Source organism: Rathayibacter sp. VKM Ac-2759 (assembly GCF_009834225.1).
GTDB lineage: Bacteria > Actinomycetota > Actinomycetes > Actinomycetales > Microbacteriaceae > Rathayibacter.
The window spans coordinates 3,122,709-3,138,646 of the sequence record NZ_CP047176.1; the positions used below are offsets into that span (position 1 = coordinate 3,122,709).

The window sequence follows — 15,938 nt, forward strand, 5'->3', positions numbered from 1 at the left end:
CGGTCGGACGCGCGCGATCGCACATCGAACAGTGCTTCGCATTCAAGCGCAGATCGACCGATCAGCGATGGAAACCGTTGTAAACAACGCGTTACGGTTCCCAAAGGGTCCGTGAGTGCCACGGGCCGCGCCGGGAGGGAACGCCGAAGGGGCCCGGGAGCGCGAGCTCCACGGACCCCTCCGGATCGTGCTGCGTCCTCGCCGGGGTTACAGACCCGACCCCGGGAACGCCTGCATCATCTCCGAGAACACCGCGGCCGACCAGCCGATCACGATGATGAAGGTCACCACCACGACGCCGAGGAAGATCCACAGCGGCAGCAGTCCGCCGCCCGTCACGCGCTTGACGACCACGCTGCGGCCGATCACGTAGACGTAGGGCGCGGCGAGGAACGCCCAGGCCCAGTGGAACGGCTTCTGCACGCCGGCCTTCTTGAGCTGGCGGTAGTCGAGGAACGAGAAGACGACCTCGCCCGCGTAGATCAGGAAGCCGACGACCTGCACGGCGCCGAGGCCGAGCAGGTAGCCGGTCGACATCCCCATCGACGCGCGCGGCCCGTAGGTCGACGCCATCGAGGAGTCGGCGATCGCGCTCGGCGACAGCAGGAACAGCGAGAGCGCCGAGAGCAGCGGGAGGAGCACGACGACCCAGATCCACGGAGTCGCCGTGACGATGCTGGGGTCGCGCGGCTGCGGGGCGGCGGGCTGCTGCGCGTACGGCTGCTGCTGCGCGTACGGCTGCTGGGGTGCGTACGGCTGCTGCTGCGCGTACGGCTGCTGGTACGACGGCTGCTGGGGTGCGTACGGGTTCTGCTGCTGCGGGACCTGCTGCTCCGGGGCCGACTGGCCCGATGCGGTCTGGCCGTAGCTCGTCGCCTGACCGCTCGACGTCTCGCCGTACGCGGGCCGCTCGGGGGCGACCGGCGGCGTGGGCGCGGCGACCGGGGGCGTCACGACCGGAGGCGCGGGCGCGGCCGGCGTCGCGGCCGGGGCGTCGCGGAGCGAGTCGGTCCAGCCGGTGCCGTCCCACCAGCGCTGGCGCGGCGAGCCCGCGGGGTCGGGGTACCAGCCGGCGCGCGGCCCCGAGGGCGCTCCGCCGCCACTGGTCGGGTCGGTCTGGTTCTCGTCGGTCATCGCGTCCTCGTCTCCCCTCCGAGCGGTCTGCCCGTGATCACCGTGAAGCGTATCGCCGCGACCTCGCGCACCACCTGAGCGTCGGCGAAGAGCCTCCGATGAGCGCCCGGTGCGCCCGCCGAGCCTCGGTCGACCCGGCAGGATTGACGCATGCCGCACCTGCTCCGCGCCCGCGCCGCCCTCTTCGACATGGACGGGACGCTGGTCGACTCGACGGCGGTCGTCGAGACGATCTGGCGCGACTTCGCCGACCGCTTCGGGCTCGACCGCGCGAGGATCCTCGGCGCCGTGCACGGCGTCCGCGCCGAGGACAGCGTCCGCCGCTTCGCCCCGGAGGGCACCGACGTCGCGGCGATCGTCGACGAGCTGAACGCGTACGAGCTCGAGCACACGGAGGGGACGCTCGAGATCCCGGGAGCCGTCGCGTTCCTCGCGGCGCTGCCCCGCGCCCGCGTCGCCCTGGTCACCTCGGCGAGCCCCGCGCTCGCCGCCGGGCGCCTCGCCGCGGCCGGAGTCCCCTCCCCCGACACCGTGGTCACCGCTGCCGACGTGACCCGCGGCAAGCCCGCGCCCGACGGCTACCTGCTCGCCGCCGAGCGCCTCGGCGCCGCCCCGGCCGACGCGATCGTCTTCGAGGACGCCGAGGCGGGCATCCGCGCGGGTCTCGACGCCGGGATGCGCGTGGTCGTCGTCGGCCCGTACGAGAGCGCGACGACCGAGGGCCTGCCGCGCATCGCGCACTACTCCGACGCCCGCGTCGAGCTCGACGGCGACGAGCTGGTCATCGCCCTCGGCTGAGCGGACGCCGCTCAGTACCGGATCGCGTCGATCACCTTGACGCGCACCGCCACGAGCGCGGGCACGACGCCGGCCAAGGCCCCGACCAGCGTCGCGGCGCCGAGCCCGAGCAGCGCCGCCTCGACCGGGAACGGCGGGATGTCGTCGATCCCGTTCTGCCGGATCCAGTCGACCGTCCACGGGTTCGTGACGAGGATCACCGCGAGCGTCACCCCGACGACGCCCGCGACCACCGTCGCGACGACGCTCTCCATCATGATCGAGAAGAAGATGCGGCCCGAGGAGGCCCCGAAGCTGCGGCGGATGCCGATCTCGCGGATCCGCTGCCGCACGGTGACGAGCGCGATGTTGAGCAGGCCCAGGGCCCCGAGCGCCAGCACGAGGCCCGCCACGCCGCCGATGACCCAGGTGAGCACGCCGAACGGATCGGAGTCGTAGGTCAGGTAGTCCTGCCGGTTGACGTCGGCCTCGATCCCCTCGCCGAGCGCGGCCGTGACGTCGCGCTCGACGGCGGCCGCGAGCGGCTCCGCCAGGTCGAGCGGGACCCACATCTCGTAGTTCGGGGTCTGCGAGCCGCCGAACGCCGGATCGACCGGGGTCGCCAGAGCGGCGTAGGAATCGGCGAGCATCATCATCGTCGGCTCGGTCTCCCACTGCGAGACCGGAGTGACGCCGACGACGACCGCGGTCGTGTCGTGCTCCCCGCCGAGCAGGGTGACGACCGGATGCGTGCGCAGGTCGGGGCTGCCGAGGCGCTCCCAGAAGACCCGGTTGATGACGAGTGCGGGCGCGAGGCGGCGCTCGTCGCCGTCGGCGAACCAGCTGCCGCTCTCCATCTCGAGGCGGTGCATGACCGCGTAGGGCTGGTCGACCGCCGTGACCGGGACGTCGACGGCTCCGTCGGCGAACTGCACCCGCGAGCTGCCGTACGTCGTCCGGCTCGCGTACTCGATGCCGTAGCGCTCGAGCACCGTCTCCCATGCCGTCTGCAGGGCGGCGTTGTCGACCACTCCGTCGGGCCCCGTCGAGTAGGCGCTGAGGTAGAGGCTCGCGGGCCGGCCGCTCGAGCGCTCGGCCTGCTCGATGCTGGCCTGGCGGGCGATGCCGCCCGCGGCGACGACTCCGGTGAGCGCGGCGACGGCCACGGCCACGCCGATGAGCGAGAGCAGGACCCGGCCCCTGTGGATCCGCAGCTCGGTCCACGCCTCGACGATCGCGCCGGCGATGCCGACCAGGCCGCCCATCAGAGCGCCTCCTCGACGGCCGCGTGCGCGGCGACCCGCGGCTCGGACGTCGACCCCGTCGCCGGTCCGAGACGTCCGCGGTCGAGGCGGTAGTGCCGCTCCGCCCGGGCCGCGATGGCCGGGTCGTGGGTGATGGTGACGAGGGCCGATCCGGACTCGCGGGCGATCTCGTCGAGCAGGCTCATCACGCTCTCTCCCGTGTCGGTGTCGAGGGCGCCGGTCGGCTCGTCGGCGAGGATCAGCCGGGGGCGGCGGACGAGCGCCCGCGCGATGGCGATGCGCTGCTGCTCGCCTCCCGACATGCGGCCCGGCATCGAGTCGACCCGGTGGCCGAGGCCGACGCGCTCGAGCATCTCGGCCGCGATCGACGCGCGCTTCCAGAACTCGGAACCGGTCGCGTAGAGCAGCGGGGTCATCACGTTCTCGCGCGCCGTCCGCCCCTCGAGCAGATTGAACTGCTGGAAGATGAAGCCGATGCTCCCCCCGCGGATCCGCGCCCGTGCGCGCGAGGACAGGGTCTCGGTCGGGCGGCCCTCGAGCAGCATCCGGCCGTCGGTCGGCTCGTCGATGAGGCCGAGGATGTTGAGCAGCGTCGACTTGCCGGAGCCGCTGCGCCCGACGACCGAGACGTGGTCGCCCTCTCCCACCTCGAGATCGACCCCGTCGAGGATGGTCAGCGGCGGGGCGTCGGGCAGGGGGACGACCTTGCGGATGCCCTCGAGCCGGAGGATCGTCACGAGCAGAAGACCGAGCCGTCGGCGTTCTGCACGCAGTTCCCCTCGAGCGCGGCGTCGTCGCCGGCCGTCGCCCCGGGGACGAACTGGAGGAGCACGGCGCCCTCGTCGACGCCTCCCGTGATCTCGACGTTCACGCCGTCGGTGAGCCCCAGGGTGACCGGGAGCTCCTCGGTCGTGCCGTCGTCGGCCTGGCGGTAGACCACTCCCGACTCGGCCGAGCCCTCGACCGCCGTCGTCGGCACCACGAGCACGTTCTCGGCCTTGCCGCCCGCGAGGGTGACGGAGGCGGCGAGGCCCGGGAACACGGTCACCTCGGCGGGGACCTGGCAGCGGAAGCTCGTGCCCGAGCCCCCGGTGGCGCCGGTCGCGCCGTCACCGGACGGCGTCTCGCCCTCGCCGGCGAGCGGCGTGGTGATCGCGAGCCCGGTGCAGGTGAAGCCGGCCGGCCCGCCGGTGATCGAGACCAGCGCCTCGGTCGGGCGGTCCTGGATCCGGTAGAGCTGCTGTGCGTCGATGGTGCCCGTGACCGCGAAGGTGGGCGGCGCGACCTGCCCGGTGACCTCTCCGACGGTCACCGCCTGATCGTGGATGACTCCGAGTGCGCTCAGCGTCCCCGACGTGGGCGCGTAGACGCGCTCGAAGCGCACCGAGGGCTCGGGCTGGGTGACGGTGACCGTGCCGTCGGGGTTCGTGGTCTCGACCGGGTCGCGGGGGGTCTCGACGCGGATGTCGTAGACGAGGTCGCCCGTCGCGACGGCGGCTCCCTGCTGGATGTAGACGTCGTCGACGGTGCCGGCCGCCGTGGCCTTCATCGGCACGGCCGGATCGGCGGCGACGGTGCCCTGCAGCGTCAGGTCGTTCGTGATGGTCCCCCGCGCGACCACGACAGTCGGCTCGGTCAGCTCGCCGGTCGGGACGGTCGGATCGGCGTCGGCCGCACTGTCGGGGAAGAACGCGATCTTCACCAGCGCGAGACTCGCCGCGCCCAGGATGATCATCCACACGATCGGGAAGACCCATCGTCGAACCGTGCCCATGCCGTCCCCCGACTCTGCCCGATCGTCCGAGGAGGACCGGGCGCTGCTGGCCACGCCCCCTGGCGCGCCGGACGGCAGCCTATCGAGCGGGCGAGTTCCTCCGCGTCGCTCTGGCGGGGGACAGCGCAGGCAGGAGACAGCGCAGGCGGGAGACAGCGCAGAGGTCAGCCGCCGAGGCCGGCGACGATCGCCGCGATGCGCCGCGTGCGGGTCCCGGCCGTCTTCGCCGAGTCGACCGCCGTCGCGTGCGCCTTCCGCGCACTGGGCGCGAGGGCGGCGAAGGCGTCGCCGAGACCGGCGGCGGCGAGCGCGGCGGCGAGGTCCTCCGGCAGGACGACCTCGCGCGGCGCGGTGTCGAGCTCGAGCTCGACCTCGATCGTCTCGCCGCCGGTGAGGCCGGTCGCCGCGCGCTTGTCGGCCGAGAACGAGAGGAGCGCCCGGCCCCCCATCGCGCCGACGGTGCCGGCGAACGCAAAGCCGTTCACGACGGCGCTCACCGCCGGCCGTCGTCCGCCACCGAGGGCGTCGAGCACCTCGGGCGGCACCTCGATGCCGGTGTTGTTCCCGGTCCGGACGAGCGTCGTCGTGAAGCGCATGCGACGAGGGTGCCACGGGCCCCCGCCCCGGGGCGAGGGCCCGTGGCGGTCGGAGGGTCAGAGGGTGCTGGCACCCGTCCAGGCGCCGAGCTTGCCCTGGGTGTAGGTGCCGTCGCCCGCGGAGGAGGTGATGGTCATCGACCAGCCGGTCGCCGCGTTCACGCCGACGGTGCCGGTCGTGACCTTGAAGGCGATCGGGAAGACGGCCGAGCCGTTGTCGCGGGCGATCAGCGCCGGGTTGAGGAACGTCACGAAGGAGGTCCCGAGCCCGGTGACGGCCGTCGGTCCGGTCAGCGAGGTGATGACCAGCGAGTCGGCGGGGAGGGTCGGGCCCGAGGTCTGGGTGACCCGGATCGTGATGGTCGCCGCGCCGGCCGGGACGTCCTCGGCCGAGCTGTAGTTGAACAGGCGGGCCTGCTTCGGACCCTGCCCGAGGACGTTGACGGTGGTGCGCGCCCAGACGAGGTCGGACGCGCCCAGGGCGAACTGCGGGAAGAGGTTGTTCTCCCAGCGCTCGGCCTCGGGAACGGGCTCGGAGGCGGCGGCGTACGGGGCGGCGATCGCGATGGCGACAGCGGGGGCGGTCCACGCTCCGGCGGAGACGAGGGAGCGGCGCGAGAGTGCGTCGGTCGAGGTCATGGGGGCTCTTTCTGCGGGAGGGAGCCTCGCGGCGACGGCCGGAGGCGGTGCCTCCGGGGGTCCCCGTCGTCGGGCGCCGGCGCATCCCGAACGGCTCCTCGCACGCTACGGAGGGGCTCGCCGCACCCGCTCCGGACCGTCAACAAGCGTCTACGAGGCCCCGCACCCCCCGTTGCCGGGGCGCCGATCAGACGTCGAGACGACCCGCGTTGACCAGGTTGGCCAGCTCGACGCGGGAGGCCGCACCGGTCTTCTCGAGCAGCCGCGAGACGTACGTGCGGGTCGTGCTGTCGGTCAGCCCGAGCGAGCGCGAGATGGCCGCGTTCGTCCGCCCCTCGGCGAGGGCGCGGGCGACGTCGCGCTCGCGCGCCGACAGACTGACGTCGCGCCGCGCGGGCGGGAGGCCGGCGACCCGCCGGATCTCGGCCGCGAAGAGCTCCGGCGGCGACACCTTCGGCAGGAACGCGTCGGCGCCCGCGACCAGCACGGCCGACTCGGATTCCGCGCCGATGAACGACGACATCACGATGATGCGCACCTCCGGGGCAGCGCGGCGGAGCGGTCCGATCACCTCCGGTCCCGAGACGGTCCGCATCCGGGCGTCCAGCAGCACGACGTCCGGGCGGGTCCGCCGGACGGCGGGGATCACCAGAGCGCCGTCCTCGACCTCGGCGACCACGGTGAGGGAGGGATCGGTCCGCAGCACGCTGCGGAGGGCGATCAGCACCAGCGGGTCGTCGTCGACGAGCAGGACGCGCACGGGCGCGGACACCGGGGCCGAGGCGTCGGCGGGGAGCGGGATCGACACCATCGTCCTCCGTGAGTCGTGCGCCCCGCTCATGCGTCATCCGGGAGCCGAGCGACAGACCCGGAGAGGGGGTACTGGGCATCCATTATCGTGGCGACGCGCTGACCCTGCAGCGCTCCCCTCCGCCGGCGCCCGTCCCCCCGCAGCGCCCGCTCCTCCGCAGCGCTCCGACCCCGTGGCGCTCCCGATCCCGGCCGCGCCCTCGGTCGCCGCCTCCGGAGACCGTCGTGTCCCTTCCCCCCGCCCCCGCCGCCCGCCTCCACCCGACTCCGTGGCTCGACCGCCCGTCGTCCGGCCCGATCCTCCTGGCCGTCAATCTCGCCGTCGGCCTCGCGGTGTTCGCGCTCGTCGCCCCCCGGCTGCCGCTCTGGAACCTGCTGCTGACGCTCGCGATCGGACTCGGCGCGATCCTCCCCCTGGGCTGGCAGCGCCGCCGGCCGAGGACCGCCGGGGTCGCCGCCTGCCTCGGCGCCGCCCTGACTCCGATCGCGACTCCGGCGCTCTGGACCGCTCTCGCGCTCATCGGGCGGCGCCTGCCCGCGCGGACCGCCTGGCGCTTCGTCGCCGCGGGAGCCCTCGCCGACGCGTTCCTGCTCGGGCTCTTCATCCTCCGGTGGGCGCGGCCGGACACGCTCGGAGCGTCGATCCTCGTCGGGCTGTTCTCGGTCGCGGTCACGGTCACGATCGGCGCGCTCGGCATCCTGACGGGCGCCAAGCGCCGGAGCGAGCGCGAGGCCGACCGCCGGCTGATCAGCGCCCTGGACCGCGAGCGGACGGCGGTCGCCCGGTCCCTCGACGCCGAGCGCGAGCGGATCGCCGAGGAGATCCACGACTCCCTCGGGCACTCGCTGACGCTGCTCAGCCTGCACTCCGCGGCGCTGCGCAACCTCGACGGCCTGTCGCCGGACGAGATCCGGACCCTGACGGAGTCGATCAGCACGCAGACGCGCGCCGCGATCGACTCGCTGACCGCCACGCTCCGGGCCGCGCCGGCGGCGGGCTCGACGGAGGCGGCCGCCGACCTCGACCGGTTGTTCTCGGACGTGACGGCCACCGGTCGCGAGCTCGACGTGCGGATCGACGGCGACCCCCGGGCGCTCGACACGGCGGCGACCTCGGTGCTGGTGCGGTTCTGCCGCGAGGGGCTGACCAACGCGCTCAAGCACGCGGCGCCCGGACCCCTCGGCGTCGCCGTCAGGGTCGACGGCGACGGGTCGGTCGTCGCCGCGGTGACCTCGCCCGGCGGGGAGGCGACTCCCGGGGCCCCCTCGACGGCCCGCGGCGTGCGCGGGCTGCAGGAGGCCACGGCGACGCTCGGCGGCGAGGTGGTGCTGACGCTCGGGCGCGATCAGACGGTGCTGAGCCTGCGGGTGCCCTCGCCCGAGTCGCGCGACGGGGTGCGGGCCGGCGGGGTGTGAGCGGGGAGGGGGTCAGCAGGCCCGCACGTCCGGGATCCCGCCCGGCTCACCGAGAGCGGATCGGACCGAGTCGACGGTCATCCGCCCCTCGGGGTCCAGGCGCGTGAGCATCCGCGCCATGATGTCGGCCAGCTGGATGATCTGCTCGGGGGCGAGCGGGTCGATGACGTCGGCGAGCACCGTGGCCACGTGGCCGGGTGCGGTCTCGACGATCTTCTCGAGACCCGCCTCCGTCAGCACGGCGTTGGTCGCCCGGCCGTCGGTCGGGCACGGCCGGCGCTCGAGGTAGCCGCGCGCGGCGAGCCGGGTCACGACGTGCGAGAGGCGGGGCAGCGTCGAGTTCGTGCGCGCCGCGAGGGTCGTCATCCGCAGAGCGTGCTCAGGGGCCTCCGACAGCATCGCGAGCGTCATGTACTCGAAGTGGGTGAGGCCGGCGTCGCGCTGCAGCTGCGTGTCGAGCGCTCCCGGCAGCAGCTCGACGACGGCGATGAAGCGCATCCAGGCGTCGAGCTGGTCGGGCGTCAGCCAGCGGGGAGCGTCGGTCATGCAGCGAGTCTACCGAGAGGTTGCCGCGACAAGTAAGCCCTCACCCCTGCCCGCGCGACCACATGCGCGAGCCGACTGCGCGGAGCCGGGCGGGGACCGGCTCCGAGGGAGCTCACAGCACTCCGTCGCTCAGGGCGATCGGGTTCCCGAAGCGGTGGTTGGTGATCGAGATCGCCTGCTCGCGGAGGAACGGGAGCAGTTCGACGCGGCCGGCGGGCGTGATCGGGTCGGCGTAGATCGCGACGTCGGGCGAGCCGCCGAGCGCCTCGGCGAGGGCCGTCGACAGCGGGATGCGGGAGCCATCGGCGCGCACGAGCGGGACGGGCGTCCCCGTGCTGCCCCGGGTCATGCCCCGGAGGACGTCGGTGAAGGAGCGCGTCGAGTTCGGCGAGGCGGGGGCGGGCGAGCCGTCGGCGTCGCGACCGAGCGACGGAGCGGTGCCGCCCTGCGGACCGCCGAACGCGTCGACCCTCTCCGAGACGATGTCGCCGACGATGCGCACGCGGGAGGCCGTGATCCGGCCGGCCGCCGCCCGACCGAGCCACTGCGCATCCGACTCGACGACGACCTTCGGCACGAGGCCGGCCATCTCCTGGAGCTGGTCGCCCGCGAGCATCTCCTGCACCCGCGGCGGGAGCGGGATCGAGCTCGAGACGTCCATCCGCGAGCGGGTCAGCAGACCCGCGGCGATGACGCGGAGCAGCTCGCCGAGGTCGCCGCCGTCTGCGAGGCGGATCGCGATCGGCACCCGGAGGTAGCGGAGCAGGTTGCGCTCGACTCCGACCTTCGAGATGTCGGTGACCACCCCGAACTCGGTCGCCCAGGCGAGCTGGTCCGAGAGGGCGGAGCGGCGCAGCAGGTCGAACTGCTCGAACTGCAGCGAGGACTGCGCCGCCTCGATGAACTGCCGGGCGCGGTCGTCGAGCCCTCGCAGGTGCAGCGTGCTCGACGGCCGGGCGGGCGAGGGCTTCCACGAGCCGAGCCCGATGAGGTGGTTGGGTCCTCCCGCTTTCGCGCCGCCGCCGACGGAGGAGCGCTTCCACCCGCCGAAGGGCTGCCGCCGCACGATCGCGCCGGTGATGCCGCGGTTCACGTAGAGGTTGCCCGCCTCGACCGAGTCGAGCCAGAGCGCGAGCTCGTCCGAGTGCAGCGAGTGCAGTCCGGCGGTGAGCCCGTAGTCGGTCGCGTTCTGCATGCGGATCGCGTCCTCGAGGGTGGCCGCGTGCATGATGCCGAGCACGGGACCGAAGAACTCGGTGAGGTGGAAGTAGCTGTCCTCGGTCACGCCCTCCCGGACGCCCGGCGACCAGAGCCGGCCGCTCTCGTCGAGGCGGTGCGGCTCGACGAGCCACGACTCCCCCGCGCCGAGGTTCGTCAGAGCATGAGCGAGCTTGCCCGTCGGCGGCTCGATCAGCGGCCCCATCACCGCCGAGGGGTCGCTCGGCAGGCCGACGCGGAGCGAGGTGACGGCGTCGACCAGCTGCGCGCGGAACCGCTTCGAGCGGCCGACCGAGCCGACCAGGATCACCAGCGACGCCGCGGAGCACTTCTGCCCGGCGTGGCCGAAGGCGCTCTTCACGATGTCGGCGACGGCGAGATCGTAGTCGGCGTGAGGCGTGACGATGATCGCGTTCTTGCCGCTCGTCTCGGCGAGCAGCGGCAGGTCGGGGCGCCAGGAGCGGAACAGCTTCGCAGTCTCGTACGAGCCCGTGAGCACGACCCGGTCGACGAGCGGATCGGTGACGAGGGTGCGGCCGAGCGCCTCCTCGTCGAGGTCGACGAGCGCCAGCAGGTCCTGCGGGATCCCCGCGTCCCACAGCGCCTCGACGAGCACCGCTGCGGACCGCCGCGCCTGCGGCGCCGGCTTGAGGACGACACCGGATCCCGCGGCGAGCGCCGCGAGGACGGATCCGGCCGGGATGGCGACCGGGAAGTTCCACGGCGGGGCGACCACGGTGACGCGCGCGGGCACGAAGGTCGCGCCGCCGACCGCGTCGAGCTCGCGGGCCCGGGTCGCGTAGTAGTGGGCGAAGTCGATCGCCTCCGACACCTCCGGGTCGGCCTCGGCGAGGGTCTTGCCCGTCTCGGAGGCCATCACCTCGATCAGGCGGTCGCGGTTCGCGGCGAGGGCGAGGCCGGCGCGGTCGAGGATGGCGGCGCGGTCGTAGCCCAGCCGCTCGCCCCAGCGCTCGGCGCGACGGGCGACCGACTGCAGCACCTCCTGCAGCTCGTCGGCGGAGGTGAGGCGCGCCGCATCGGCGGTCGAGGTGCCGATGCGCGAGGTGGCGACGCGGTCGGTGATCAGGCGCGCCCAGCGCCGGTTGCCCGGCAGGGAGGGGTCGGTGTCGGGCTCGTTGCGGAACCCGGCCGTGGCGGCCGCGGCACCGGAGCCGCGGCTGAGCCCGAGGACCGCCTGGGTGAGCCCCTCCTCCGCGGGGTCGTGGGCGTGCTCGCCCGCTCCGGCGTGCTCCTGCACGAGCCGCAGCCCCGAGCCCGACGCCCACTCGCGGAGGCGGTCCTGCGTGCGGTTCGGCGAGGGCACGGCGTCGTCGAGGGCCTCGAGCGAGACACGGAAGCGCTCGAGCTCGCGCTGGAGCACGCTCTCGTCCTCGAGCTCGAAGACCGCCGAGAGGAAGTTCTCGGGGCTCGAGTTCTCCTCGAGCCGGCGGATCAGGTACGAGATCGCGACGTCGAACTCGTGCGGGTGCACGACGGGTGTGTAGAGGAGGAGCCGACCGACGTCCTCGCGGACCGCGCGGGCCTGACCGGTCGCCATCCCGAGCAGCATCTCGAACTCGACGGCATCGGCGACTCCGCGCTCGTTCGCCAGGATCCAGGCGAACGCGATGTCGAAGAGGTTGTGCCCGGCGACGCCGATCCGCACCGCATCCGTGCGCTCGGGGCGCAGCGCCCAGTCGAGCAGGCGCTTGTAGTTGGTGTCGGCCTCGGCCTTGCTGCCGACCGTGGCGACCGGCCAGTCGTGGACCGCCGCATCGACCCGCTCCATCGCGAGGTTGGCGCCCTTGACGACGCGGACCTTGACCGGCGCCCCTCCGGCCCGCCTGCGCTCGGCGGCCCACGCGGTGAGCTTCTGCAGCACGCCGAGCGCGTCGGGCAGGTAGGCCTGCAGCACGATCCCCGCCTCGAGCTGCTCCATCCCCGGCTGCTCGAGCAGCCGCCGGAAGACCGTGACCGTCAGGTCGAGATCGCGGTACTCCTCCATGTCGAGGTTGATGAACTTGGGCGTCGGGCTCGCGGCCGCGAGCTGGTAGAGCGGGGTCAGGCGCTCGACGACCCGGTCGACGGCCTCGTCGAAGGCCCACATCGAGAGCTGGCTCACGATGCTCGACACCTTGATGCTCACGTAGTCCACGTCGTCGCGCTCGAGCAGCCGGTAGGTGCCCTCGAGGCGTCGCCGCGCCTCCCGCTCGCCCAGCACCGCCTCGCCGAGCAGGTTGAGGTTCAGGCGGTCGCCCCCCGTGCGGAGGTGCCTGATCGCGCCGCCGAGGCGGGAGTCGGACGCGTCGACCACCAGGTGCCCCACCATCTGCCGCAGCACCCGGCGCGCGGCGGGGACGACGACCCACGGCAGCACCGGGCCCACGGCGCCTCCGGTCGCGACGGCGGCGCGCAGGTAGGAGGGGAGGAACGCCGGGGTCTTCGAGGTCAGCGCCGAGAGGTTCTCGGCCGCGACCGACAGGTCCTCCGGCCGGGCGACGCCGTCGACGAACCCGACGGTGAAGTCGAGCCCGTTCGGATCCTGCAGCACGCCTGCGAGGCGCTGGGCCGCGGGGTCGGCGGGGAAGGCGCGGCTGCGCACGATCCAGCGGCGCACCAGCATCTCGACGCGGGAGAGGATCGGCTGCTCGGCGTCGAACTCGGGCTTCAGACGCGGCAGCCGGAGGGGCATGCCGGTGTGGTACTGCCCGGTGTCGCTCAGAGCGCCGCGATCGGTCCTGGCGCCCTCCGCGGGCTGCTCGTCGGGCACCGCGTCGTCGCGCTCCGGCTCGTTCCCGGGCGCTGCGTGAGACGTCGACTGCTCCATGCGTCGAGGCTATGCCCGAGTCGGCATGCGAGCGGGGCGTGTCGCGGCCCGGCGAGTGACTCGCGCCCCGCGCGAACGCCGAGCACACTGGTGCGCATGCCCCGAAGCACCGCCCGCCGCGACCGGCACCGACCGAAGGACGTCACCGAGCGCAGCGGCACCGCGCCCGGTCCCCGGCGCCCGAGCGCTCCCTCCGACCCGGCCGTCGACGTCGTGATCGTGGGCGCCGGGCACAACGGGCTGGTGGCCGCCGCGTACCTCGCGCAGGCCGGGCTCGACGTGCTCGTGCTCGAGCGCGCCCCGCACGCGGGCGGTGCGGCGGTCTCGGAGCAGCCGTTCCGCGGAGTCGAGGCGCGGCTCAGCCGGTACTCCTACCTCGTGAGCCTGCTGCCGCCCTCGATCCTCGCCGATCTGCGCGTCGACGTCCCGCTGGTCCGCCGCCGCTACTCCTCCTACTCCCCCGACCCCGCGGATCCGACCCGCGGCCTACTCGTCGACACCGGCGATGCGGAGGCGACCGCCGCCTCGTTCGCCCGGCTGGGGGCGGCCGGGGACGCGGAGCCGTTCGCCGACTTCTCGCGGCACACGGCGCGCATGGCGCGCGCGCTCTGGCCGACGCTCACCCAGCCCCTGCTCCGCCGGGAGGAGGCGCGCAGGCTCGTCGGCGACGACGCCGTCTGGCGGGCGATGATCGAGCGGCCGATCGGCGAGGTGATCGAGCGGAGCATCGAGAACGACGTGGCCCGCGGGACGCTCCTGACCGACGCTCTGATCGGCACCTTCGCCGGCGCCCACGACGCCGACCTCGCGCAGAACCGCTGCCTGCTCTACCACGTCATCGGAGGCGGCACCGGCGACTGGGACGTCCCCGTCGGCGGCATGGGGGCCGTCTCGGGTGCCCTCGAGCGCGCCGCCCTCGACGCGGGCGCGCGCATCCTCACCTCGTCCGAGGCGACCTCGGTGAGTCCCGACGGCGAGGTCACCTACCGCCGCGGCCCCCGCACCCGGCGGGTCCGCGCCCGTTTCGTGCTCTCGAACGCCGCGCCGTACGTCCTGGACCGCCTGATGGGCGGCGCATCGGGGGTCGGCGCCGTGAAGCCGGAGGGTGCGCAGGTCAAGGTCAACCTGGTGCTGCGGAGGCTGCCCCGGCTGCGCGATGCGAGTGTGAGCCCGGAGGCGGCGTTCGGCGGCACCTTCCACGTCAACGAGGGGTACGCGCACCTCGAGGAGTCGTACCGCGCGGCGGCGCTCGGCGCGAGCAGCGGGCCGATCCCCTGCGAGATCTACTGCCACTCGCTGACCGACCCGACGATCCTCTCCCCCGAGCTCGCCGCCTCCGGAGCGCACTCCCTCACCGTGTTCGCCCTGCACACCCCGGACCGGTGGCTGACGGACGGCGACGGCGCGCAGGCGCGGGCGCGGCTCGAGGCCGAGATCCTCGACTCCCTCGACTCGGTCCTCGCCGAGCCGATCCGCGACCTGGTGCTGCTCGACGCCGACGGAGCACCGTGCATCGAGACGCGGACCACCCGCGACCTCGAGGCGAGCCTGGGCCTGCCCGGCGGCGACATCTTCCACGGGCCGCTCTCGTGGCCGTTCGCCGAGGACGATGCTCCGCTCGACACCCCGGCGCAGCGCTGGGGCGTCGCCACCGCGCATCCGCGGGTGCTGGTCTGCGGCGCCGGTGCTCAGCGCGGCGGAGGCGTCTCGGGCATCGGCGGGCACAACGCGGCGATGGCGGTGCTGGAGGAGCTCGGCGCCTAGGGCTCAGCCCTCTAGCGCTCAGCCCCTAGTGCCACCGGTGGTCCTGGATGGTCATCCGCGGGCCGCGCCGGGGCTTGTGCGCGCCGCTCGTTCCGATGAGGCGGATGACGCGCTGACGGTGACCGCGCCACGGCTCGAGCAGCTCGAGCATGCCGTCGTCGTCCACTCCGTGGCGCCCGGTGAGCGCGAAGCCGATGGAGGCCGCGAGGTGGTAGTCGCCGACGCTCACCGCATCGGGGTCGCCGTGGGCGCGCATCATCACCTCCGAGGCCGTCCACGGGCCGATCCCGGGCACGGACTGCAGCCGGAGCGCCACCTCGGGGCCGCCGCGGCCGAGCGACAGGGTGCGCTCGAGGCCGGGGGCGACGAGCGCCGCCGTCAAAAGGGTGCGCGAGCGCTTCGGATCCACGCCGGCCCGGTGCCAGTCCCACGAGGGCACCCGCCGCCACTGCTCGGCGGAGGGAGCGACGTGCAGCGGCATGGGGCCGGGTGCCGGCTCCCCGTGGAGGCGGACGAGCGCGCGGTAGGCGCGCCACGCCTCGGTGCTGGTGACCTTCTGCTCGAGGATCGAGGGCGCGAGCATCTCGAAGACGAGGTTGGCGCGCGTGAGCCGGAGCCCGCTGCTGCGCCGCAGCACCTCGGCGAGCGGCCGGTGCGCCGAGAGGTCGAGCCCGCTCCAGTCGTCGCCGTGGCCGAGCATCTCGGGCACGTGGTCGATCAGCCACTCGGCGCCGTCGCCCCACGCGCGCGCGTGCACCGCGCCGTCGGCGGCCTGGCGCAGCTGGAGGGTGCCGGTGCCGAGCGGCGTGCGGAACGCCCGCCAGTACCCGGAGGCGTCGATCGTCATCGTCGGGTCCCCCGTCCCGCGCAGCAGCGTGCGCACGGTGAGCGCGAGGCTCACCGGCACGGCCGGCGCGTAGACCGTCGCCCTGGCGGGCACGGGAGCGGGGAGGGTGAGGGACACGCAGCGATGCTAACCGCGCCCTCCGACATCGGCCCGGGGACTCCGGAGGGAACCCCGCGCAGAACCGCCATCCACGACGTGTTCGGAGCCCGCGGCGTCACCGGATTGGTCCAGACGGCGTGAACACATGCGCAGATCCGATTCGCCGGAATCGCTAGGGAGTCCCCCTTTCGAGGGCGTAGCTTCGCGCTGTCGCGGCGACGTTCCC

Annotated in this window: 13 protein-coding genes; 3 read left to right on the forward strand and 10 right to left on the reverse strand. The window is 73.9% G+C overall.

Features of this window, described 5'->3' with window-relative positions:
* Positions 1-207 precede the first annotated feature (207 nt).
* Positions 208-1,134: a DUF2510 domain-containing protein gene (locus GSU68_RS14575; protein ID WP_159909405.1), complete on the reverse strand. Its 927-nt coding sequence runs from the start codon at positions 1,132-1,134 to the stop codon at positions 208-210.
* Between the two features lie 150 nt (positions 1,135-1,284).
* Between GSU68_RS14575 and GSU68_RS14580 the strand changes: the two genes are divergently transcribed.
* A complete protein-coding gene (locus tag GSU68_RS14580) occupies positions 1,285-1,932 on the forward strand; it encodes an HAD-IA family hydrolase (RefSeq protein WP_159909406.1) in 648 nt (215 codons plus the stop codon).
* Between the two features lie 11 nt (positions 1,933-1,943).
* Here GSU68_RS14580 and GSU68_RS14585 read toward each other — a convergent pair whose 3' ends face one another.
* The 6 genes from GSU68_RS14585 to GSU68_RS14610 all read right to left on the reverse strand — a co-directional run bounded on the left by GSU68_RS14585 (position 1,944) and on the right by GSU68_RS14610 (position 7,026).
* Positions 1,944-3,176 carry an ABC transporter permease gene (locus GSU68_RS14585; protein ID WP_159909407.1) on the reverse strand — a complete coding sequence of 411 codons (1,233 nt, stop codon included), beginning with the start codon at positions 3,174-3,176 and terminating at the stop codon, positions 1,944-1,946.
* The gene (locus GSU68_RS14590; protein ID WP_159909408.1) at positions 3,176-3,913 is read right to left on the reverse strand and encodes an ABC transporter ATP-binding protein; all 738 of its coding nucleotides are present in this window, start codon (positions 3,911-3,913) and stop codon (positions 3,176-3,178) included. Before GSU68_RS14590 ends, GSU68_RS14585 begins: the two co-directional genes overlap by 1 nt.
* Positions 3,910-4,911 carry a hypothetical protein gene (locus GSU68_RS14595; protein ID WP_159909409.1) on the reverse strand — a complete coding sequence of 334 codons (1,002 nt, stop codon included), beginning with the start codon at positions 4,909-4,911 and terminating at the stop codon, positions 3,910-3,912. Before GSU68_RS14595 ends, GSU68_RS14590 begins: the two co-directional genes overlap by 4 nt.
* A gap of 203 nt (positions 4,912-5,114) precedes the next feature.
* Positions 5,115-5,546: a YdeI/OmpD-associated family protein gene (locus tag GSU68_RS14600; protein ID WP_159909410.1), complete on the reverse strand. Its 432-nt coding sequence runs from the start codon at positions 5,544-5,546 to the stop codon at positions 5,115-5,117.
* Positions 5,547-5,603: 57 nt separating this feature from the next.
* The gene (locus GSU68_RS14605; RefSeq protein ID WP_159909411.1) at positions 5,604-6,185 is read right to left on the reverse strand and encodes a hypothetical protein; all 582 of its coding nucleotides are present in this window, start codon (positions 6,183-6,185) and stop codon (positions 5,604-5,606) included.
* A 187-nt stretch (positions 6,186-6,372) separates the two neighbouring features.
* On the reverse strand, positions 6,373-7,026 hold the full coding sequence (locus GSU68_RS14610; protein ID WP_159909412.1) for a response regulator transcription factor: 654 nt from the start codon (positions 7,024-7,026) through the stop codon (positions 6,373-6,375).
* Between the two features lie 194 nt (positions 7,027-7,220).
* Here GSU68_RS14610 and GSU68_RS14615 point away from each other — a divergent pair, with 194 nt between their 5' ends.
* Positions 7,221-8,411, forward strand: coding sequence for a histidine kinase (locus GSU68_RS14615; protein WP_159909413.1), 1,191 nt, complete (start codon positions 7,221-7,223; stop codon positions 8,409-8,411).
* Between the two features lie 12 nt (positions 8,412-8,423).
* On the opposite strand, the gene GSU68_RS14620 is transcribed toward GSU68_RS14615, so the two are convergent.
* Both GSU68_RS14620 and GSU68_RS14625 read right to left on the reverse strand, forming a co-directional pair.
* A complete protein-coding gene (locus tag GSU68_RS14620; RefSeq protein ID WP_159909414.1) occupies positions 8,424-8,957 on the reverse strand; it encodes a MarR family transcriptional regulator in 534 nt (177 codons plus the stop codon).
* A 112-nt stretch (positions 8,958-9,069) separates the two neighbouring features.
* Positions 9,070-12,798 (reverse strand): bifunctional proline dehydrogenase/L-glutamate gamma-semialdehyde dehydrogenase, encoded by a 3,729-nt coding sequence (locus GSU68_RS14625; protein ID WP_208544719.1) that lies wholly within the window; start codon positions 12,796-12,798, stop codon positions 9,070-9,072.
* 300 nt (positions 12,799-13,098) lie between these two features.
* Here GSU68_RS14625 and GSU68_RS14630 point away from each other — a divergent pair, with 300 nt between their 5' ends.
* A complete protein-coding gene (locus GSU68_RS14630) occupies positions 13,099-14,766 on the forward strand; it encodes an NAD(P)/FAD-dependent oxidoreductase (protein WP_159909415.1) in 1,668 nt (555 codons plus the stop codon).
* Between the two features lie 25 nt (positions 14,767-14,791).
* Here GSU68_RS14630 and GSU68_RS14635 read toward each other — a convergent pair whose 3' ends face one another.
* The gene (locus GSU68_RS14635; protein ID WP_159909416.1) at positions 14,792-15,730 is read right to left on the reverse strand and encodes a DNA-3-methyladenine glycosylase 2 family protein; all 939 of its coding nucleotides are present in this window, start codon (positions 15,728-15,730) and stop codon (positions 14,792-14,794) included.
* Positions 15,731-15,938 lie beyond the last annotated feature (208 nt).